We start from the raw sequence: 21,190 nt of genomic DNA, 5'->3' as shown, positions 1-21,190 counted from the left end.
ATAATGGCTAATATATTCGCCATCATATTGACAACAGCAACTTTTATTACCGCTATCTTCTGGTTTTTAGAAAAATTTAAATGGAAACCAGCTAGACAACGTAAAGTTGAAGAAATTCGTAAGCAAACCAATGGTGAAATTGATGGAAAAGTTCTAGCTGAAGTCGGGAAACCTAAAGGTTGGGTTGAGAATTTATCATCGTTTTTTCCTGTTCTGTTTGTGGTATTTGTTATTCGTTCATTTATCTATGAACCTTTTCAAATTCCTTCTGGATCTATGATGCAAACTTTATTAATTGGTGATTTTATTGCTGTAGAAAAATTTTCATATGGATTACGTGATCCGATTACCAATACCGTTTTGATATCAACAGGCCACCCAAAACGCGGTGAAATTGCAGTTTTTAAACATCCTGATGGTTCAAATCGAGATATAATTAAACGAGTTGTTGGATTACCTGGAGATAAAATCATTTACTTGTTTAATGAAGATAAAATAGTTATCTATCCAGCTTGTCAATCAAGTGATGTCAATTGTGTTGGTCAACGATCTGAGCCATTAGATTTACATTATACTAAGCCACAACAAAGCAATTGGAAAGAAGTGAATGAAGATAATAAACCTTATCTAAGTTTCTATACTTTAGAACAATATAAGGATAAAGGTATTGTTGATTCTAGAACTCGAATTACATTCGATATGGCAATACAACAAGAAACTTTAGGTGAATTTACTCACGACATCCTAACAACAATAGGAAAAAGAGATGATTTAACTAGGATTTATCGTCAGAATGGTCAACCCGTAGCTACTTGGGTTGTACCACCAGGGAACTACTTTATGATGGGGGATAATCGTGATAATAGTGGTGATAGCCGATATTTTGGTTTTGTTCCTGAAGAAAACTTTGTTGGTCGTGCAACTGCTATTTGGATTAGCTTTGAAAAACAACCTGATGAATGGCCTACAGGAATTCGATTTAGTCGTATCGGTGGGATCCACTAACTGTGTTAGCTATGAAAAATTTGAATCAAATACAACAATCGATTGGTTATCATTTTAAAGATATATCTTTACTTCAACATGCACTTACTCATCGTAGTGCGAATAAAATGCATAATGAACGGCTAGAGTTTTTAGGTGATTCAATCCTTAGTTTTGTTATCGCTGATGAGCTTTATCATCGATTTAGCAAACAAGACGAAGGTGATTTAAGCCAGATGAGAGCAAGTTTAGTTTGTGGTCAAACTCTAGCTGAAATGGGTAAAGAGTTTAAATTAGGTGATTATCTTATTTTAGGCCAAGGAGAACTAAAAAGTGGTGGTTATCGCCGAGAGTCGATTATTTCTGATGCCGTCGAAGCTATCATTGGCGCTATCTATTTAGATAGTGATATTGAAAATATTCGTCAGTTGATTTTAGCCTGGTATACAACTCGTTTAAATGAAATTAAACCAGGCATTAAGCAAAAAGATGCTAAAACACGATTACAAGAATATCTACAAGGTATTCGACATGAACGACCATGCTATTTAATTCTTGAAGTTACTGGTGATAATCACGAGCAAGAGTTTCTTATTCAATGCAAAATTGACAATGATGATCATCAATATTTGGGACGAGGTTTAAGCCGTCGTAAGGCTGAACAAGCCGCAGCTCAAGAAGCACTAAACCAATTAGGTATAAAATGACAGAATCAAAACAACATTGTGGATTTGTTGCTATCGTCGGTAGACCAAATGTCGGCAAATCAACTTTATTAAATCAACTACTTGGCCAAAAAGTATCAATTACTTCACGTAAGGCACAAACTACACGCCACCGTATTGTAGGTATTGATACTCAAGGCGATGATCAAATTATCTATATTGATACCCCTGGTCTTCATATTGAAGAAAAAAGAGCGATTAACCGTTTAATGAATCGTGCAGCTAGCAGTTCAATTGGTGATGTTGAATTGGTTATTTTTGTTGTTGAAGGCACGCACTGGACTGATGATGATGAAATGGTTGCTGGCAAACTTAAAGATTGTAAGGCACCTGTATTATTGGTGATCAATAAAATTGACAATGTTGCAGATAAAACTCAGTTGTTGCCTCATATTCAAGAAATCAGCCAAAAAATTAAATTTTTGGATGTTGTGCCTATTAGTGCTGAAAAAGGTGAAGGCATTGATATTATTAAAGACATTGTTAAAAAACATTTACCTGTTGGTGAACATCATTTTCCAGAAGATTACATTACTGATCGTTCACAACGGTTTATGGCTTCAGAAATCATTCGTGAAAAACTAATGCGCTTTTTAGGTGATGAACTACCTTATTCTGTCACGGTTGAAATAGAACAATTTAAAGTCGATGAACGTACTGGCATGTATCGTATCAATGGTTTAATTTTGGTTGAACGTGATGGTCAAAAGAAAATGGTCATTGGTAATAAAGGTGAAAAAATCAAAAAAATTGGCATAGAAGCACGTAAAGACATGCAATTATTTTTTGATAATAAAGTTCATTTAGAATTATGGGTAAAAGTTAAAGCCGGTTGGGCTGATGATGAGCGAGCACTTCGAAGTTTAGGCTACAGTGACGATTAATCCAAACTCTTTTGTATAAAAATCAGGCAAAAATTTTGCCTGATGATTACTTCCTAATTTATCAACTCTTGTTCCGATTTATTTTTCAAAAGTTAATACTAAACATCTACTCTGGTTTTATATATAATAGCCTCTCACTGACTTGGATTTAGAATTTTAATTTCGGAGCTTTTTTCATGCAGCAGTTTCGTCCTATCCGTCGTGCTCTACTTAGTGTTTCTGATAAAACAGGAATTATTGAATTTGCTAAAGCTTTATCAGATCGTGATGTAGAACTCCTTTCCACTGGTGGTACCGCCAAACTATTAATCGACAACCATATTCCTGTTACAGAAGTATCTAATTATACTGGTTTTCCTGAAATGATGGATGGTCGAGTTAAAACCTTACATCCTAAAATACATGGTGGTATTTTAGGCCGTCGAGGTGTTGATGATGACGTTATGCAACAACATCAGATCGATCCAATTGATATGGTTGTTGTGAACTTATACCCTTTTGCAAAAACTGTTGCTGATCCAAATTGTAGTTTAGAAGATGCGATAGAAAATATCGATATTGGTGGGCCAACCATGGTACGTTCTGCCGCCAAAAATAATAAAGATGTTGCGATTGTGGTTGATTGTCAGGACTATAACACAATCATTGATATGTTGGATAACCAACAAAATTGCCTTTCTTTTAAATATCGTTTTAGTTTAGCAATAAAAGCTTTTGAACATACTGCTCAATATGACGGCATGATTGCTAACTATTTTGGTAAACTTGTCCCGCCATATTATGGTGACACTGATAAGCCTGCTGGAGAGTTTCCTCGAACTTTAAATCTGCAGTTTATTAAAAAACAAGATATGCGATATGGTGAAAATGCTCATCAACAAGCTGCGTTTTATGTTGAAGAACAGCTTGAGCAAGCCTCTATTGCAACCGCTAAACAGCTACAAGGTAAAGAATTATCCTATAATAATATTGCCGATACTGATGCTGCATTGGAATGTGTAAAATCCTTTGATGAACCTGCTTGCGTAATTGTTAAACACGCCAACCCATGTGGTGTTGCAGTGAGTGATAATATTTTAACTGCATATTTAAATGCTTTTAAAACTGACCCAACCTCTGCATTTGGTGGCATTATTGCCTTTAATCGCCCTTTAGATGCTAAGACTGCTCAAACTATTATCGATAAACAATTTGTTGAAGTGATTATTGCACCTTCAATTGACCAAGATGCTTTAGCTATCACACAAACTAAAAAGAATGTTCGTGTACTTGAATGTGGTAGTTGGTCAAGTAATTCTACAACTCGTTTAGACTTTAAACGTGTTAACGGTGGGGTTCTTGTACAAGAAAAAGATTTAGGTATGGTCACTAAAGATCAGTTAACCGTTGTTACCAAACGCCAACCAACTGAAAAAGAACTATCCGATGCGCTGTTTTGCTGGAAGGTAGCAAAATTTGTTAAATCTAATGCCATTGTTTATGCCAAAAATAATATGACAATAGGGATTGGTGCAGGACAAATGAGCCGAGTTTATTCAGCAAAAATTGCTGGCATTAAAGCAAAAGATGAAAACCTAGAAGTTGCTGGTTCGGTAGTTGCTTCTGATGCTTTCTTTCCATTTCGGGATGGTGTAGATGCTGCCGCTGCGGTGGGAGTTACTTGCGTTATTCAACCGGGAGGATCGATTCGCGATGATGAAGTGATACAAGCTGCAAACGAGCATAATATTGCGATGATTTTTACCAATATGCGTCATTTTAGGCATTAATCTTTAAAAGTATTGAAAGGACCTTGTATGAAAGTTTTAATTATCGGTAATGGTGGCCGTGAACATGCCTTAGCATGGAAAGCAGCACAATCACCTTTAGTGACCAAAGTATTTGTTGCTCCGGGCAATGCAGGTACCGCACTTGAAGCAAATTTAGAAAACATCAATATAAAAGCAACCGACATTGCCGGACTATTAAATTTTGCTCAGGAGCAACAAATAGACTTAACCATAGTCGGACCAGAGGCACCATTAGTTATTGGTATTGTTGACAGTTTTCAAAAAGCCGGATTGAAAATTTTTGGCCCATCTAAAGCGGCTGCACAGTTAGAGGGATCGAAAGCTTTTACCAAAGATTTCTTAGCTCGTCACAATATCCCAACCGCTGAATACCAGAATTTTACCGAAATTGAGCCAGCTATTGCATATATTCGCCAAAAAGGTGCGCCAATTGTAATAAAAGCCGATGGTTTAGCTGCTGGCAAAGGCGTGATTGTCGCTATGACGCTAAAAGAAGCTGAAGATGCTGTACATGATATGTTAGCGGGTAATGCCTTTGGTGATGCAGGTCATCGAGTAGTCATTGAGGAGTTTCTTGATGGTGAGGAAGCCAGTTTTATTGTTATGGTCGATGGTGAACATGTTGAACCAATGGCAACCAGTCAAGATCATAAACGAGTAGGGGATGGTGATACAGGTCTTAATACCGGGGGAATGGGAGCTTATTCACCCGCGCCAGTAGTAACTGATGATGTATTTTCTAAAGTGATGGAACAAGTCATTTATCCCACAGTTAATGGCATGGCACAAGAAGGTAATGTGTATGTTGGCTTTCTTTATGCCGGTTTAATGATTGATAAACAAGGTAATCCAAAAGTTATTGAATTTAACTGTCGATTTGGTGATCCTGAAACCCAACCAATAATGATGCGAATGCAATCTGATTTGGTTGAACTCTGTTTAGCTGCTGTAGAGGGTAAATTGAACACAGTTAAATCACAATGGGATCCAAGACCTGCTTTAGGGGTAGTTCTTGCTGCAGGTGGATACCCTGGTGATTACAATACTAAAGATGTCATTTTAGGCTTACCTGCTGAAATAGATCAAGATTGCAAAGTCTTTCATGCTGGAACCAGCTTAGAAAATGGACAAGTATATACTAATGGTGGGCGAGTTCTTTGCGTTACTGCACTAGGTAACACGGTATCTGATGCTCAACAATATGCCTATGAACAACTTAAAAATATCTATTGGCATGGTTGTTACTATCGTCATGATATTGGTTATCGAGCTATTGAACGAGAAAAAAATAGTTAGAAGAATAATGAATAAAAATAGCGCTGTATAGCGCTATTTTTTGTCTGTTAATAAGTTAAAAAAATTGAGGAGAGGGGGTTTTTTAACCAAAAAAGTTAAGCATAGCCTTATAGCACTGATAGATCCCCAAAAACTTTTCCTGAAAAATTTTCTTGGGGATATTGTGAATGTATAAATAAACTATATTCTTTTGATAACAATTGAGGTATTAATACCACCAAAAGCAAAATTATTAGTTTGAAAGTATTCAATATCCAAATTTCGTCCTGCCCCGACAATATAATCAAGGTCTCCGCATTGTGGATCCACATGATTTAAGTTGATAGTTGGGTTAAACCAACCTGAATGCATCATTTCTAAAGTTAACCATGCTTCTATTGCTCCACAAGCACCAAGAGTATGACCAAAATAACTTTTTAATGATGATATTGGTGTTTTATTACCATAAATATTAGCTACCGCATTACTTTCAGCTACATCTCCTCGTGCGGTAGCGGTACCGTGCGCACTAATGTAGCCAATTTGATTGGCATCCAATCCTGCATCTTTTAATGATTGTTCGATACAATACTGGATTGTTTCTTGTCTTGGTTGAGTAATATGACTAGCATCACAGTTGGTTTTGAAGCCAATAATTTCACCATAAATTTTCGCACCGCGGGCTTTGGCATGTTCATATTCTTCCAAAATTAATGCTCCAGCACCTTCACCAATAACTAAACCATCGCGATCGCGATCATAAGGTCTTGGCGATAGTTTTGGCGTGTCGTTAAGTTGACTAGTAGCAAATAGGGTATCAAAAACAGCTGCTTCTGATGGACATAATTCTTCGGCTCCACCAGCTACCATGATTTTCTGCATACCGTATTTTATTGCCTCGTAAGCATAGCCAATCGCTTGACTACCAGATGTACAAGCACTTGATGTGGTGATCAATCTACCTTTCAAACCAAAAAATAGGCCAGTATTAACAGCGGTAGTATGCGGCATCATTTGAATATAGGTTGTTGCTGTGATGTTGTTAGTATGCTTTTCATTTAACATAGTTGCAAATGATGCAACAGGTTGAGTACTACCAGTTGATGATCCAAATGCGATGCCAGTATTACCATTAGTGAGTTCAGGATCATCTAACAATCCTGCTTTTTCTAAAGCGATTTCAGTTGCTTTTGTTGAGAGTAAAGATACTCTGCCCATCGAACGGGTTTTTTTTCTTGTATAGTGATCAGGTAATACAAAATTATCAATAGGAGCACCAAGTTTAGTATGTAATCCGTCATAGATTTCCCATTCAGGCATGTATCGAACTGCATTTTCTAATTGTTTTAGTTTATGCTCAATTTCAGCCCATTCATTACCAAATGCAGTGACGCCACCAATCCCTGTTATGACTACTCGTTTTGTCATACCATTCCTCCATTTATTGAAATGACTTGCCGTGTTATATACCCAGCGTTGTCTGACATTAAATAACTTGCAAGTCCCGCGACTTCATCAACGTGCCCCATTCTTTTTAGTGGAATCATGTTCATTGCTTCTTTTAAAGCTATTGGTTCCATATCCAAGATCCCTGTATCAATTAGTCCTGGTGCAATACAGTTGACAGTAATTTTTCGTTTAGCTAGTTCAAGAGCTAACGCTTTAGTTGCACCAATTACACCGGCTTTAGCTGCACTGTAATTAACTTGACCACGATTGCCAACGATGCCTGAAACTGATGATATAACAACAATTCTTCCTCCATTACGTAATCCAATCATCGGCATGATACAAGGTTGTAACACATTGTAAAAACTATCCAGATCAGTATGAATTACCGCTTTCCAATCATCTTGTGTTAATGCAGGGAAAGCTCCATCTCGGATAATCCCTGCGTTATTTACCACTCCGTAATAGGCACCATGTTGTTCAATATCAGCTTCAATTACTTGTTGGCACTGCTCGGTGTTGCTTATATCAAATTGTAACAACCTGCTTTTTTGACCTGTTTGTTCTATGAGTTTTTGCGTTTCAAGCGCACCTTGTTTATCACTATGGTAGTGTATAACGATATTAAAACCATCTAACGATAGTTTGTACGCTATTGCTTTACCAATTCCTTTACTTGCTCCAGTGACAAGTATTGTTCGATTCATTATCATTATCCTCCTAGTCGCTGGGAACCAAAAAGTAGATCTAATTCGCTGTGATCGGGTTCATAAACATTAAGTTTGCCAGACGCAACACATTGTTGGTCGATGGTAATATGGCAATCAAAATTAGCCAATTTTGAATCAACAAGGATTAAATTGGCGGTTATTATTAATTCACTATCAAGAGCAAATGCTGGTAATGAGGTTTTTATTGCTCGGCCACCTAGTAACATACCCAATTGTGGTGAGTGATTTTTCTTTGCATCATGATATCCATTCCAAACGCCAATGGTTTGTGCCATTAATTCGATAGCAAAAAAGTTGGGTAGTTGATCATCATCATTTAAAAATGGAGAGAGTATGCCATCTTTAGTCACTTTCACACTGCAAATGCTTTGTTGATCGTCAACTAAATGAACTTTATCGATCATGATCATTGGAGTCTTGTGTGGCAGATAGAAACTTGCTGATTGATATTGCATTATACTTTTCCAATAATAAGTGATGCATTATTGCCACCAAAAGCAAAAGAATTAGACATTATAATTGGTTTTTGTAGCATCATTTTTTCTGTAACTATATTAATTTTATCTAGATCTTTATCATAAGGTGATCTCGAAAAATTTTGCTGTGGTAAATAAATATTTTGGTTAAGTAACAAATAACTTATAGCCAGTTCAGTAATTGCAGCGCTACCTAATGTATGTCCAGTTAGATGTTTAGTTGAACTACAATAAGGCAAGTTTTGATTAAATAAACGATAAACCGCCTTACTTTCAGCTTGGTCGTTAAGAATTGTTGCTGTGCCATGTAAGTTGAGATAACCAATTTGATCTGGTGTTAAGTTAGCATTATTTAATGCCATTTCCATTGCCGCTTGTGCGCCAATTCCTTCCGGATGAGGTGATGAAATGTGATAAGCATCTGAGGATTCTCCGGTGCCTAATAGTGCAATTTCGCTCGATTCTTCTTTGGTTAATAAAATTATGCCACTAGCTTCACCAATGTTTATGCCGTTACGATCTTGGGAAAATGGCATGCAAGGGTTATCTGATAGAGCTTCAAGTGCATTAAAACCATTGAGGGGCATTCTGCTTAAGCTGTCAGCACCACCCACAATCGCTGCATCAACTAAACCTAATTCAATCAATCGCTGTCCGCTCATTACAGCTTTTGCGCTAGATGTACAAGCAGTTGAAATGGTATAACTAGGGCCTTCTAGGTTTAGTAGTTCTGTTAAAAATCTAGATGGATCTCCTAATTCTTGTTGATGATAATGAAAATTTGGCTGACAATGGTGCGTTTTTAGATAATGCTTAATATTGTTGTCACCTTCATGTATTCCTGAAGTACTTGTACCCATTATAACCGCTATTCGTTTAGCACCATATTTTTCGATAGCTCGTTGTATTGGTTGTTTAATTTGCAAATATGCCGCATAGAGTAATTGATTGTTTCTTGTTGAATATTGTATGAGATGGTCAGGAATTAAGGGCAAATCATTGGTAACTTTACCTAACCAAGTATCTTGGCCATTTAGTAACCATCCTTCTTCTTTTGTTAAGCAATGCTTAGCACAATAATTTTTCGATAAATTATCGGCTATTTGTTGTTTGCTGTTTCCTAAAGTGTTTATTGCGCCAAGCGCAGCAATATAAATCATCTATTGTTTTTCCATACTTTGAATTGCAATTTGATAACTAAATACAGCGTGTTCAATTTTAATTGGTTTTCTTATAACATTTGTAGGTTGTTTATTATAGGTGATATTGATAATAGTTTCGTGACGATCATTAATAAGCGTTCTAGATAAGCCTTTATCAATGAGTTGCCAATCTGTAGGTAATACTTTTTTCCACGCAGCTGTTGGTAAAATGCTTAACATGATGTCTGATAATACTTGTTCTGGTGGAGGAAGTTGTTGGATAAATATATGTTGTTTCGCTTTGACTTCACTACCGTTATATTGGATTTCAAATAGACGAATACCGATAGTAGAAAGTCCCATTACAGTTAAGTGGTTGTCTTTGATATCAACGATTGTGATAATTGAGTTTTCTTGATTATTATATTTGAATGTTAACAATTGTTGATCGTGATAATTTTGATTGAGATCTAATTTCGGCAAATTAACTTTAGTTTCTTTAGTTAACCAAGCTTCAGATTTGGGTTGAAATGAGCAAGCTGAAATCAACATACTTAATAATAGCAAAGTTAAATTTAAATATTTCTTCATCCTGTTGTACCTAGTATTTCATTATTTATTTTATTTATTATTGATAACTAATGGAGCAAATAAAAAAGCAGTAAATATCCCACTGGCTAATACTAATCCAAAACCTTTGATTGCGACAGTATGGCTTATTATTAGTAAGCCAAAAGATAATATTGTGGTTATTGCTGCCATTGTGACAGCTAATAACGCACTTTGGGTTTGGCTTTTATCGTTACTAAGAAATAAACTATAGTCGATACCAATACCAATAACAAGAATTAGTGCTAACATTGAGAATAAATTAAGAGTTTGATTAGTTATACCATGCATAGCTAATGCTATTCCAATTGATAATAATGTTGGTAATGTGCTTTTTAATGCTGCTTTTATACCATATTTACGATGATAAAATATAAAGCACAAACAAATAATGGTTACAGCACCAGTAATAAGTTGGGATAAGTGTATTCTATAGAAGGCAAACATAGTGTTAAATTCATCTCGGCGATCAAGCCAATGAATACCTTGATCAACGTCAGATAATTTTTTAATTTCATTAATATTTTTAATACCACTTATTGGAATTAATGTAGCACTTTGTCCTGATTGTAAAGTTAACCAAAGTAATTTTCTACCTTGACTAAGTTCACTTTGTTGCCATTGCTCTGGTGTAATAATCGCTTGTTTCTTATTAAGATCAGGTAACTTAGTTTTAATTCCCATTTGTGTTAACGAGGATAAAATTTCAGGACTGTATTGTTTTACTAATTCAATATTTTGTTGCTGTTTTTGTATTGAAGGTAAATTTATACTTTGATATTGTTCGAAATAACCTGCCATTTTTGCTTGTTCTAGTTTGTGTGAAAATTGTTCAAGTCGTTGCAATGTTTGTTCGGCAGTATCACCAAATACGATAAACCATTTTTGATCAGTTGTCTGATGGGTGATACTGATAATTTTTTGTTCTTGTTGTTGTAATTGTGCTGGTAATGCTTGTAGTTTTCCAATATCGTCATCAACTTTTAAATTAATTAAGCCATAACCAATAAATAATAATGCAATCGATACCATTAACCATTGCATCTGTTTATGTTGCCATAAGTTTAGCCAGCGGTTTAATAGCTGATAACCAACACGTTCACGGACAGGTAATTTGTTAACTAGTAATGGATACCAACATATGACGGTTAAAAAAGCACCTATGAGGCCAAATACTGCAAATATTGATAACTGTTTTAAGCCAGGGAAAGGCGCAATTAATAAAATAATATATGCAATAAAACTTGTGCATAATGCTACAGTTAGCGTTGATATTAATTTTTTTAAACTGGTATAAGGTGATTCTTGATTACCATGCAACAGCCGCTCAGTTAAGTAATGAAGTGAATAATCAACAGTTATGCCTATAACACTAGTGCTCATAACTAATGTCATAATATGAATCTCACCAAATAGAGTTAAAACTGCAACTAAACCACAAACCAAACCAATAAAAATTGACAATAATGATAAAATTATCGGTCTTATGGAGCGAAATATACTAATAATTAATATTACAATGCCGATGATTGATAGACTACCAATTGTGGTTATATCATCTTTAGCTTCATTACTGGCATAATCGCTGTAAAAAAGTACACCTCTTTTTAAAATTTCAATATCAGGCCAGTGTTCATGTAGTTGTTTAGTAAGTTCGTTTAATTGAGAAGTTATCTGGTGTGATTGACTCATATTAAATGATGAATCATTTAACTCAGCGTAAATCATATACCATTGATTGCCTTGGCTATCTTGTCCAGACAACCAGTTATTTTGGATAGTTAATCCACCTGAATTAGCTAGTTGATTTAATTGTGATGAACGTGTTAGTAAAAGTGGATCACTTTCTAATTCATTAGCACTTATCCCACTAAAAGGAGAATATAATTGGCTTTGAATCCAACTAAGTTGTGTATGATTTTTTAATCTTTCACTAGTTTTTGTGTCGAGCAATTGGTAGCGATATTCGAACGCAAATTTTCCCCAATTTTTTTGAAATTGTTCATCAAAATAACCGTTTACTTCGCCGATAAAAGATTGCTTTTTTAAAGTTTGGTACCACCAATTTACAGGATTTAATTCACCCTTTGCCGGCTTAATTAACCAGACCAGCTGTTTGTCTAATCGATTTTGGAAGCTATCAATGATTTCAGTTGGAACATTGTTGGTTTGTTCTTTTGGCAATAAAGATAAAACGCTACTATTGATTTTACTGTTAACTAAAAGATTATACGCAGTAAAAATCATACCGATCACTATTATTAACCATAGAATCGCTCTTCTTGTTAATATTAATCGATTATTTGAATAGCAATTGTTCATTTTGACTTAATTTTGTTGTTTTATGATTTGCGAATGTCAGCTCTGTTTTATCGTTTTGCATATCATTAATGGTAACTTTTTCTAAATAAGCTTTACCATTAAGAATTATCTGTTTGAAAATTTTGTTTAAGGGCGCCAATTTTGGTTGTAGTGTTACAGTCCAATATTTATTTTGTTCGGTAATTGTTATATCAAAATTGCTTTCAAGCATATCTTTATCGGCAGTGAAAATTGCGGTTAAGAGATGGTTAAATTGAAAAAGTTGTGGTTGTTTTTCAGCTGTTATGACTTCGGGAGCTTGAGCTTCTATTCGTTGTTCCATCCGTTGTTGATTCATTTTTAATGTCATCGCAAAAGGTGTTTTTTGTTGCCACCATAATCCTAATTCTTTGGATATGATCATTTTTCCTGTTGAATGAATGGGGGAAGTTAAACCATTAATATAGCGGTCTTGAACAAAATCAGCACGAACAACTTGGTTTTTACTAAATAACTGTTGTAAATCCATTAACGTTATTGCACTGGATATAGTTGAAAATGTTAATAGTAGTGCCGAGAATAAAATAGTAAGGTATTTCTTCATTTGATTAATCCAAAACATTGTAAAAATATGTCAGGTGTGACAAAGGTCATTTCCTGATTAGCAGCTGATACTGCAACTTGAATTGTGTAGCCTGAGGTTGTTTTTTTACCTGTTTTTTTATCTTTTATTAGGTAGCTTATTTTTATTCTATGCTCATATTCTTCTAGTTTGGCATTAATTTCTAAAGTTTGTTCGGCTAGGGCTGGAGCGGTATATTTGATTTTGGTATCTACAATCGGCCATAGATAACCGGAATCAATCATTTCTTTATAACCATAGTTGAATTTTCTAAATAAGGCTTCACGAGCTTTTTCGAAAAATTTAAGATAATTACCATGCCAAACAACACCCATAGCATCAGTATCATGAAAAGATGGGGTATAGTCGATTGTGATATAACAGTTATTAAAATTATTCATCTTTATTACTAAGTGTTTCAGGTGGATTAAATTGCCAAAAATCGAAAAAATTGAACCAATCAAGTGGTGATTGTAAACAATAATGTTCTAGTCGATTTGCGTAAAACTGTACAATTTGTTCAAGTTCTTCTTGTCTGTTTTTTCTTGATAGCTTTAACTCATCAGTAAAATGTTCTAGGTATATTTGGAATCGTCCATTTGGTTTTAATCCCCAGCAAAAGTAAACAGGAAATTTTAACGCTGAAGATAACACAAATGGTCCTTTAGGAAAGGGAGCTGGTTTACCTAAAAAGTTTGCCCAAACAATTGCGTTTTCAGGAACTCTTTGATACGGATTAACCGAAGTTCTATCGGCAATGATGGCAACACACTCACCAGCTTCAAGTTTTTGCTGAAGTAATATGGCTGTATCAGCCCCTAATGTAGCAACTTCAATTAAATTGATAACCGAAGCTTCATTAACTTGTTTTAATACTTGGTTAAATCTTACAGCATTACGTTTATGGACAAGGGCATTAATTTTCACATGATGTGATATTTCAGCTAATGCACGACACATTTCAATATCACCTAAATGGGAACAAATTAAGATAATGCCTTTTTTTTCAGAAACTAACCTTAAAAACTCGTTTTTATTCGGTGCATAAATGTCATCAAGTTTTATATCACCTTGCCAACTGGCAAGTTTGTCTAAAAGTGATTCACCAAAATGCTGAAAATGCCAGAAAGAAGTTAGTTTTTTCTTGTCGACTAAAGGTACACTTTGGTACTGTTTAAGAATTTTTTCTAAATATATTTTTGATGCTTGCCGTTGTTTTTTTCCCGTTAACCAGAAATAACTAATTACCGGGAACATGATTATTTGAGCTGCTCGACGACCAAATAGGCGATATAACATTAAAATTAATTTAATGCCGAATAGACCTTTACGTTCTTCAGTTTGCGACCAGTGAGTATCCTTACTTTTTTTTAACCGGTTTTGTTTTATTAATCTTGGTATTCTGGGCAACATGCCAAAAAAAAGTCGTGTATGCATCCAACTAATTAATAGGTTATCTTTGCATGCTTTAAAGTGAGAAATCCCGTCAATGGGATAAGTCACATGAGTTGGTACAAAAACAGAATCGATACCTTGCCAATATAATCGAACCATAATGTCGGTATCGAAATCCATTTTTTTGCCAATTTGATATTGTTTTATTAATTTGCATGTTGGTTTTAATGGATAAACTCGAAATCCGCACATACTGTCTTTTATTTTAAATGATAAGGTTTCGATCCAGACCCAAAAATGGGTAATATATCTTGCAATAAGGCGATGTTTTGGTACTGAATCATCATAGACAGGATAACCTGAAATTAACGCATTCGGATTTAATTGTGATTGTTCAATAAGTTGTTTAACAATTTTGCTGTCATGTTGCCCATCAGCATCAATCTGTATGGCATAATCAAAATTTTGATTAAATGCATGGTTAAATCCACACATCACCGCTGCACCTTTACCTTTATTTGAAGATAATCGAACTAAATTTACCCATGGGTACTGTTTGCTAATTTCAATTAGTTTTTGTGCTTGGTCATATGCGCTGCCATCATCAATTAAAAAACAAGGAATTTGGTACTGCTCAATATTTTTTAGCACATTGACTAATGCATCACTATGATTATAACAAGGGATAATAAAACAATAACTATTAGACAAGTGCGGTGCTACTACTGACATAGGGTAAGCTTTCCTGTACTTGCTACTTTATGGTTATTATGTTGAGTAATAAAACTATAGGTGAATTTTAGTTTTTGGGTATCTTTATCCCAAATTAAGGTTAATTTTAGATGATCATTAGGTAATATCGGTGATTGAAATTTTACTACTTCAATGGATGATATTGTTAAGTTAGAACCGAATAACTTTTGGGCATAATCAATAACCCAATTAATCTGTGTCACTCCCGGTAATACTGGTTGTGTAGGGAAATGACCTTTAAACCAAGAAAGATCTGGTGGTATGGTGATTTCAATATTAGCTTCTGTTTCGGTTTTAATAATGTTTATCTGTGTGGCTAACTCTTTTTTCATATCTTATCTGTTGCATCAAATAATGCTTTTAAGTCAGTATAAGTGCACTTACCCTGTGAGTTTTTCGGAAAATTTTCAATAAAACGCCATTTTTTTGGTATTTCAACTAATGATAATGTATCTTTTAGTAAATGTCGAAAATATTGTGTAAGTTTGAGGTGATTCAATTTTTCTATTTCTTTACCTTGAGTTTGATCTATTTTGATGATGGCACCTAAAATGGTTCTATTATTTTGCTCTAATGGAATCACAACTACTTGTTCAACTACTGCGAGTTTATTTATTTGCTTCTCAATAAAGGTGAGAGATAGGCGCTGCTCAGCAATTTTGACTATTTTATCCATGCGGCCTTTTAAATAGAACCTTGTATCATCTATTTTTTGTAATTTATCGTTTAATAATTCCGGTTGCTGCAGTAATGGTGATATCAATAGTGGTTGATGATTTGAGGTGGATTTTATTTGTATTGGATAAAAAAGTTCCCAAGGCGTATTTAGCGATTTTTGCTTTCTTCTGGCTATAATTCCAGTTTCACTTGAACCATAAATTTCACAAGGTAAAACGTTGAAATTTTGTAAACAAAATTGGGCATTTTCGAAACTCATCTCACCACCAGAAGAAAACACCTCTGTACACTTAATAATTGGTAATTTATTATCTAAATTTTTAATAATTGATGGCGTTGTAATGTAAATTATTTTTTTTGATTGATAAGTTGCTAATTGTTCTTGATAAAGTATTGTTTCGCATACAAAAGGTATTTTACAACTTAAAGATAACATTATTTTAAAAGTTAACCCATACATATGTTCATGTGACACAGAAGCAATAAAAAGATCATTGGTTAACGTACCTAAATTATCGATTAATATCGCAATTTCATCTTCAAGTTGGGAAATTGATTTCTCAATCGGTTTGGGAAGTCCAGTTGAACCAGAAGTGAATAATGTCAATGATGTTTGTTTAAATTCCAGATTGATTTGGCTAATTTTTTTTTCTGGTTGAGACTGATAGATATTGATAATTGGTAGTTTAGTTGACAAATGAATATTTGCAATATCATTATCAGTTAATATTGCTTGATAATGGTGTTGTAACTCTTTATGGTAAGGATTTAGTAGTAGTGGGTGTTTACCAGAATAAAGAAGAGCAAATAGCCCCGCAACAAAATTAAAACTATCATCCATGAACAAAACCCAGTTTTTTTCTGGATATTTTCTAATCTTACTGACGATAATAGTGATTAATTTTTTAAAATCACTAATTGTTAGTGGTTGATGTTTTCTGAATGCAATTATTTCATTATCTGGTCGTAACAATTGCTCTGATAATAAAACTAGTGTTTTATTTTTTGACGAACAATCCATTCTACCCCCATAAATAATCCAGTACATAAATAACTTATTAATCCGTTATATATTGTCCACCAATACATATCATGAATGAAACATGTAATTAGTGCTATTGAACCATTTAATATAAAAAATAGACACCAGCAAATAGTCACTTTTCTTGTATATCTAATTGTACTTATTGATAAGTTACCTTGTTTTAATCTAGCAAATTTTTCAATAATATTTTGAGGTTGATATAATGAATAGCCAAAAAATATTAAGAATAATAGGTTAGTTGCTACTGGGTAATAAAGTAGGAATTGAAATTTGTCAAAGACCCAACTAATTAATGCTAATAGTAATCCAAAGCAAGTTACTATTTTAGCTAACCAACCTATATTTGAGAACTGATTAGGTAATGTAATTAGTCTCAATATTAAGAATGTAGCAATCCAAAAAATAGCAATATTGATGACTTGATATTTGAAAGATAAGTAAATAACTAAAGGGTAGCAAAACAGGATTAAACCTGTTATTGCCTTTAGTACTAACTTAAACTTATCCATAATGCTATTTATTATTTACTAAATTGTCGACTGCATCAACAACGTCTTGAACCGTTCTAACTGCTTTAAATGTTTCTGGATCGACTTTTTTGCCAATCTTTTTTTGTAAATGTACGACTAAATCCACAGCATCAATACTGTCTAAGTCTAATTCTTCAAAAAGTTTAGATTCTGGTTTAATCTGATCGGCAGATAATTCAAAAAGTTGCACGAGCGCAGATTGTACTTGTTGAAAAATTTGTTGCTTATCCATTAAAAATCTTCCTTATTACTGTTGAGAACTAATTAAATCAGCTAATGTTGCAACTGAGTAAAATGCTTTTTTGGTTTCTTCACTTTCAGAAGATAAAACAATACCATATTGATTTTTGATAGCAAGACCTAGTTCTAGCGCATCGATTGAATCTAAACCTAATCCATCACCAAATAGTGGAGCTTGGGTATCAATATCTTCTGGTGTGATATCTTCTAAATTAAGAACATCGATTATTAATGCCTTTATATCATGATGTAGTTTTTCCATTTTATTTCCTTTGTCTCTATTACTCTTTTAATGGTTCTTGGGTTAACAATAATGCAAGATGTCGTGTAAGTTTTCTTGCGGCAATAGTTGTATTTGGGTCTAAAAAATCATCAATTTTAATCTTTTCACCAATAGTAATATTAAACACAGCCTTTCTCTCCGGAATGTCATACCATTTTTGTTGTTTTATCAACCAAGGTGGATTGCATTTAATGTGTATGATTCGGATATCTGCATGGCAACGTAATGCTATATTTGCAGCACCTCTTTGTAACGTTATAGGATTATTTGGTGTGCTTCTAGTTCCTTCAGGAAAAATCAAAATTTTACCTTTGTTAGACAGTATCTCGCTGCATTGAGGTAGTATTCGGCTAGATTCGCCATTGAGAATATAACCTGCTGTTTTGATGATACGACTGATGAAAATATTATTAAGTAAAGCACCTTTAACTAAGCAATCACATCTTCTCATAACGGATACCAAAAGTACTACATCTAATAAAGATGGATGATTTGCAATGATCAAACATCCTTCATCTTGTTTTAATTTTTCTATACCTGTAAATTGATAATTAAAAATACCTAGGAATTTTATTATCCACAAAAATACTTTAAAACTTATACTAATGCTATATTGAGCAATTATTGTTCTTTTCTGTTTATTCCATACGAATAATCTTAATAAACTAAACCATATAATCGAAAGAACGATTAATCCATAAAGGCCAAATATGATAAAACCCAGTGCGGTTGCAAATAATCGCCACCACTGATTTAAGGTGTATGGTTTTTGTTTGTTTATATATTGAGAGTCCATTGCCAATCTTGAGATAAACCTTTTATGATAAATTTCTGCTTTTCATTTAAAAATGCATTTAAAAATGCTAACGATTGAGGATAGTCGATTTGATTTGATTGTGATGTTTTTTCAATACTTTGACAAGTAAATTGATTACCTTTAGTTAAGATATATCCTACCGCATAGTAAGGAATTAATTGGTGAACAATTGTTTGGTATGATTGCGGTATCCTGCCATCAAAATCAATTAACAGTACTTTTTTATCATTTTGGAGTAATGTTGGTAATGCTTCTAATAAACTTTGTTGAAAACTATCATCATTTGCACTTAGTGAAGTGACTGGTACATTTTGTTTGGCAATAATTGTGAATAAACCTGATGCGGTATTATGTACCGATAATGCGAAGTCAGTTGGTGAAATATCAATATTTTGGTTCAATGATGTCAGTATTTTATATGTTCTTTCAAGTTCACCATGTCGGCTAGAGAAAATTGCTAAATCAAGTTTGTTATTTTCAATAAGTTCTAAACCAACCTCAACGGCTAAGCGTGATGAAATACTCATCCTCCTTGCTTGCATCATAGGTAATTTATTGAGTTTGGGAAGTGGTAAATCCCAATTATGATTAACCTGTTTTGACCATAATTGCCAGTCAGATTTAGAAGATAAACCAGCAGATAAAGCAAACCAATTTTCGATTGAAAAAGAAAATTTCATAGTAATGTTTTTAATTAATTCTTTACTTAGTTACTTTTTGTAATATTATTAAATCAATAATTCTTGAGAAACATCAAATTAGATTTATACAATACAGTAAAACAATAAAAAGGCAAGAGATTGACAGAACAAGAAAACATCAGGTATGGATTTAATAAAGAAATTTATACAGCATTAGAAGCAGTTACAGAGGCGCAAAAAATCGCTTTTGCACCAATTTTATTCCAAGCAATCATCGCTATGAAAAATCATGGGATTTTATCTCACATTGATCAGGCTGGAAAAAATGGTATTAACTTAGATGATCTAACCAAAAAAGTGTCTTTATCCAATTATGCAATTGAACTATTGTTAGATGTTGCACTTAGCATGCGTGTTATTTATCAACAAGATTCAAACTATATTTTAGGTAAAATAGGTCATTTTTTATTACATGACAAAATGACAGAAGTTAACCTCAATTTTTCCCAAGATATCTGCTATCAAAGCATGTTTTTTCTTCAAGAAGCGCTTGAAAAAGGCGAACCAAGCGGTTTGAAAGTTTTTGGTGAGGGAAAAACGATTTATCCAATGTTGCAATCATTACCAAAGCTGGCCAAAAAAAGTTGGTTTGAATTCGATCATTTTTATTCGGATCACTCTTTTCCTGCTGCTTTGCCTTACATTAGTGAATTAAAACCAAAACATATTTACGATATCGGTGGGAACACTGGTAAATGGGCGATTTTTTGTGCTAAAAATTTACAGGAAACTCAAGTAACAATCTTAGATTTACCAGAACAAATAGCTGTCGCTAAAGAAAATATAAAACAAGCAGGTTATGATGATCGGATTGATGGTGTTTCTGTTAATTTATTGAATGCTGAAATTTTACCCAATCAAGCAGATGTCTGGTGGATGAGCCAATTTTTAGATTGTTTTAGTTCGGAGCAAATTGTTCAGATATTAAAATTAATCCATCGTAGTATGAATGATGATGCAACAGTCTGTATTATGGATCTTTTTTGGGATCGCCAAAATTTTGAGGCTGGTGCTCTAAGCTTAAATGCTTCCTCTCTCTATTTTACTTGTTTAGCTAACGGTAATAGCCGCTTTTATCACTCCAAGGTATTTTATCAATGTTTAAATGAAGCTGGTTTTCACGTTGAGAAAGATATTGATGGACTTGGATTTGGACACACTTTACTTATATGTAAAAAACGTTAATTAAAATTATCTTTAAGGAGTAAACAATGAAATTTTTCAAATATATTGCTGCATTTTTTTTAGTTTCACTATTATTTGGTTGTGTCGGTAGATATCAAGCACCAAATAATATCACTACCCCTGTTAATGGTTTAACTAAAGCACAGGTTAAACAAGCTATTTTAGATAATGGCACAAAAGGTAAAGCAGCATTCGGTACTTGGAAAATGGTAGTCTTAAATAGCAATACTATTAGAGGTCATTTATTCAACCGTAAATTTGAAATTGTAGTTGATATCCCTTATTCTGCAACAGGTTATTCAATCAATTACGTGTCTGTTAGTCCAAACTTGCAAGGTAGTAATGGAAAAGTTCATCGTAATTACAACCGTTGGGTAAATAATCTTGATGTTAAAATTAGAGAAAGTCTTTTCAGAGCTAAATAAAAATTTAATCTAAAAATAATTTTTATTTTCAAATAAAGTGCCACTAAGCCCAAAATTTGTTTGGGCTTTTTTATGTTCAATTCATTGTTGATATTATATTTTTCAATTCACTGTTTTTGACAATATAATATTATTTACTAACAATAATAT

23 protein-coding genes are annotated in these 21,190 nt (G+C 33.7%); 7 read left to right on the top strand and 16 right to left on the bottom strand.

Going from position 1 to position 21,190, the window contains the following annotated elements; translation table 11 throughout:
• Positions 1–3 precede the first annotated feature (3 nt).
• The 5 genes from lepB (at position 4) to purD (ending at position 5,679) form a co-directional block, all read left to right on the top strand.
• Positions 4–1,005 (top strand): signal peptidase I, encoded by a 1,002-nt coding sequence (lepB, locus tag B6D18_RS02540; RefSeq protein WP_086362999.1) that lies wholly within the window; start codon positions 4–6, stop codon positions 1,003–1,005.
• Positions 1,006–1,016: 11 nt separating this feature from the next.
• Positions 1,017–1,691 (top strand): ribonuclease III, encoded by a 675-nt coding sequence (gene rnc, locus B6D18_RS02535; protein WP_086363055.1) that lies wholly within the window; start codon positions 1,017–1,019, stop codon positions 1,689–1,691.
• Positions 1,688–2,593 (top strand): GTPase Era, encoded by a 906-nt coding sequence (gene era, locus B6D18_RS02530; RefSeq protein WP_086362998.1) that lies wholly within the window; start codon positions 1,688–1,690, stop codon positions 2,591–2,593. The genes rnc and era overlap by 4 nt, the downstream gene beginning before the upstream one ends.
• A gap of 176 nt (positions 2,594–2,769) precedes the next feature.
• The gene (gene purH / locus B6D18_RS02525; protein ID WP_086362997.1) at positions 2,770–4,362 is read left to right on the top strand and encodes a bifunctional phosphoribosylaminoimidazolecarboxamide formyltransferase/IMP cyclohydrolase; all 1,593 of its coding nucleotides are present in this window, start codon (positions 2,770–2,772) and stop codon (positions 4,360–4,362) included.
• 27 nt (positions 4,363–4,389) lie between these two features.
• Positions 4,390–5,679 (top strand): phosphoribosylamine--glycine ligase, encoded by a 1,290-nt coding sequence (purD, locus tag B6D18_RS02520; protein ID WP_086362996.1) that lies wholly within the window; start codon positions 4,390–4,392, stop codon positions 5,677–5,679.
• A 180-nt stretch (positions 5,680–5,859) separates the two neighbouring features.
• On the opposite strand, the gene B6D18_RS02515 is transcribed toward purD, so the two are convergent.
• The 16 genes from B6D18_RS02515 to B6D18_RS02440 are packed head-to-tail and all read right to left on the bottom strand — an operon-like array spanning position 5,860 to position 19,409.
• Positions 5,860–7,086: a beta-ketoacyl-ACP synthase gene (locus tag B6D18_RS02515; protein ID WP_086362995.1), complete on the bottom strand. Its 1,227-nt coding sequence runs from the start codon at positions 7,084–7,086 to the stop codon at positions 5,860–5,862.
• Positions 7,083–7,814, bottom strand: coding sequence for a 3-ketoacyl-ACP reductase FabG2 (locus tag B6D18_RS02510; RefSeq protein WP_086363054.1), 732 nt, complete (start codon positions 7,812–7,814; stop codon positions 7,083–7,085). The genes B6D18_RS02515 and B6D18_RS02510 overlap by 4 nt, the downstream gene beginning before the upstream one ends.
• Positions 7,815–7,819: 5 nt before the next feature.
• Entirely contained in the window at positions 7,820–8,293 is a 474-nt protein-coding gene (locus B6D18_RS02505) for a hypothetical protein (RefSeq protein WP_086362994.1), read from the bottom strand.
• Positions 8,293–9,474: a beta-ketoacyl-[acyl-carrier-protein] synthase family protein gene (locus B6D18_RS02500; protein WP_086362993.1), complete on the bottom strand. Its 1,182-nt coding sequence runs from the start codon at positions 9,472–9,474 to the stop codon at positions 8,293–8,295. The genes B6D18_RS02505 and B6D18_RS02500 overlap by 1 nt, the downstream gene beginning before the upstream one ends.
• A complete protein-coding gene (locus tag B6D18_RS02495; RefSeq protein WP_086362992.1) occupies positions 9,475–10,047 on the bottom strand; it encodes a DUF3261 domain-containing protein in 573 nt (190 codons plus the stop codon).
• A gap of 30 nt (positions 10,048–10,077) precedes the next feature.
• Positions 10,078–12,312 (bottom strand): MMPL family transporter, encoded by a 2,235-nt coding sequence (locus B6D18_RS02490; protein ID WP_254048613.1) that lies wholly within the window; start codon positions 12,310–12,312, stop codon positions 10,078–10,080.
• 52 nt (positions 12,313–12,364) lie between these two features.
• Complete coding sequence (locus B6D18_RS02485; RefSeq protein ID WP_158092507.1) at positions 12,365–12,970, bottom strand: outer membrane lipoprotein carrier protein LolA; 606 nt, start codon at positions 12,968–12,970, stop codon at positions 12,365–12,367.
• On the bottom strand, positions 12,967–13,389 hold the full coding sequence (locus B6D18_RS02480; RefSeq protein ID WP_086362989.1) for a thioesterase family protein: 423 nt from the start codon (positions 13,387–13,389) through the stop codon (positions 12,967–12,969). The genes B6D18_RS02485 and B6D18_RS02480 overlap by 4 nt, the downstream gene beginning before the upstream one ends.
• Positions 13,382–15,115 carry a glycosyltransferase gene (locus B6D18_RS02475; protein ID WP_086362988.1) on the bottom strand — a complete coding sequence of 578 codons (1,734 nt, stop codon included), beginning with the start codon at positions 15,113–15,115 and terminating at the stop codon, positions 13,382–13,384. Before B6D18_RS02475 ends, B6D18_RS02480 begins: the two co-directional genes overlap by 8 nt.
• Positions 15,106–15,468, bottom strand: a complete 363-nt coding sequence (locus B6D18_RS02470) for a hypothetical protein (protein ID WP_086362987.1) — start codon at positions 15,466–15,468, stop codon at positions 15,106–15,108. The genes B6D18_RS02475 and B6D18_RS02470 overlap by 10 nt, the downstream gene beginning before the upstream one ends.
• Positions 15,465–16,835 carry an AMP-binding protein gene (locus tag B6D18_RS02465; RefSeq protein ID WP_086362986.1) on the bottom strand — a complete coding sequence of 457 codons (1,371 nt, stop codon included), beginning with the start codon at positions 16,833–16,835 and terminating at the stop codon, positions 15,465–15,467. The genes B6D18_RS02470 and B6D18_RS02465 overlap by 4 nt, the downstream gene beginning before the upstream one ends.
• The gene (locus B6D18_RS02460; RefSeq protein ID WP_086362985.1) at positions 16,805–17,368 is read right to left on the bottom strand and encodes a hypothetical protein; all 564 of its coding nucleotides are present in this window, start codon (positions 17,366–17,368) and stop codon (positions 16,805–16,807) included. The genes B6D18_RS02465 and B6D18_RS02460 overlap by 31 nt, the downstream gene beginning before the upstream one ends.
• Before the next feature lie 4 nt (positions 17,369–17,372).
• Complete coding sequence (locus tag B6D18_RS02455) at positions 17,373–17,621, bottom strand: acyl carrier protein (protein ID WP_086362984.1); 249 nt, start codon at positions 17,619–17,621, stop codon at positions 17,373–17,375.
• A 15-nt stretch (positions 17,622–17,636) separates the two neighbouring features.
• Positions 17,637–17,891: a phosphopantetheine-binding protein gene (locus B6D18_RS02450; RefSeq protein WP_086362983.1), complete on the bottom strand. Its 255-nt coding sequence runs from the start codon at positions 17,889–17,891 to the stop codon at positions 17,637–17,639.
• A 19-nt stretch (positions 17,892–17,910) separates the two neighbouring features.
• Positions 17,911–18,708 carry a 1-acyl-sn-glycerol-3-phosphate acyltransferase gene (locus B6D18_RS02445; RefSeq protein ID WP_086362982.1) on the bottom strand — a complete coding sequence of 266 codons (798 nt, stop codon included), beginning with the start codon at positions 18,706–18,708 and terminating at the stop codon, positions 17,911–17,913.
• On the bottom strand, positions 18,690–19,409 hold the full coding sequence (locus tag B6D18_RS02440) for a beta-ketoacyl synthase chain length factor (RefSeq protein WP_086362981.1): 720 nt from the start codon (positions 19,407–19,409) through the stop codon (positions 18,690–18,692). Before B6D18_RS02440 ends, B6D18_RS02445 begins: the two co-directional genes overlap by 19 nt.
• A 138-nt stretch (positions 19,410–19,547) precedes the next feature.
• Here B6D18_RS02440 and B6D18_RS02435 point away from each other — a divergent pair, with 138 nt between their 5' ends.
• Both B6D18_RS02435 and B6D18_RS02430 read left to right on the top strand, forming a co-directional pair.
• Complete coding sequence (locus B6D18_RS02435) at positions 19,548–20,615, top strand: class I SAM-dependent methyltransferase (protein WP_086363053.1); 1,068 nt, start codon at positions 19,548–19,550, stop codon at positions 20,613–20,615.
• A gap of 26 nt (positions 20,616–20,641) precedes the next feature.
• On the top strand, positions 20,642–21,040 hold the full coding sequence (locus B6D18_RS02430; protein WP_086362980.1) for a hypothetical protein: 399 nt from the start codon (positions 20,642–20,644) through the stop codon (positions 21,038–21,040).
• Positions 21,041–21,190: the final 150 nt, after the last annotated feature.

Source organism: Gilliamella sp. A7 (assembly GCF_002142015.1).
Classification (GTDB): Bacteria; Pseudomonadota; Gammaproteobacteria; order Enterobacterales; family Orbaceae; genus Gilliamella; species Gilliamella apis_A.
This window is presented reverse-complemented; position numbering and strand designations above follow the sequence as displayed.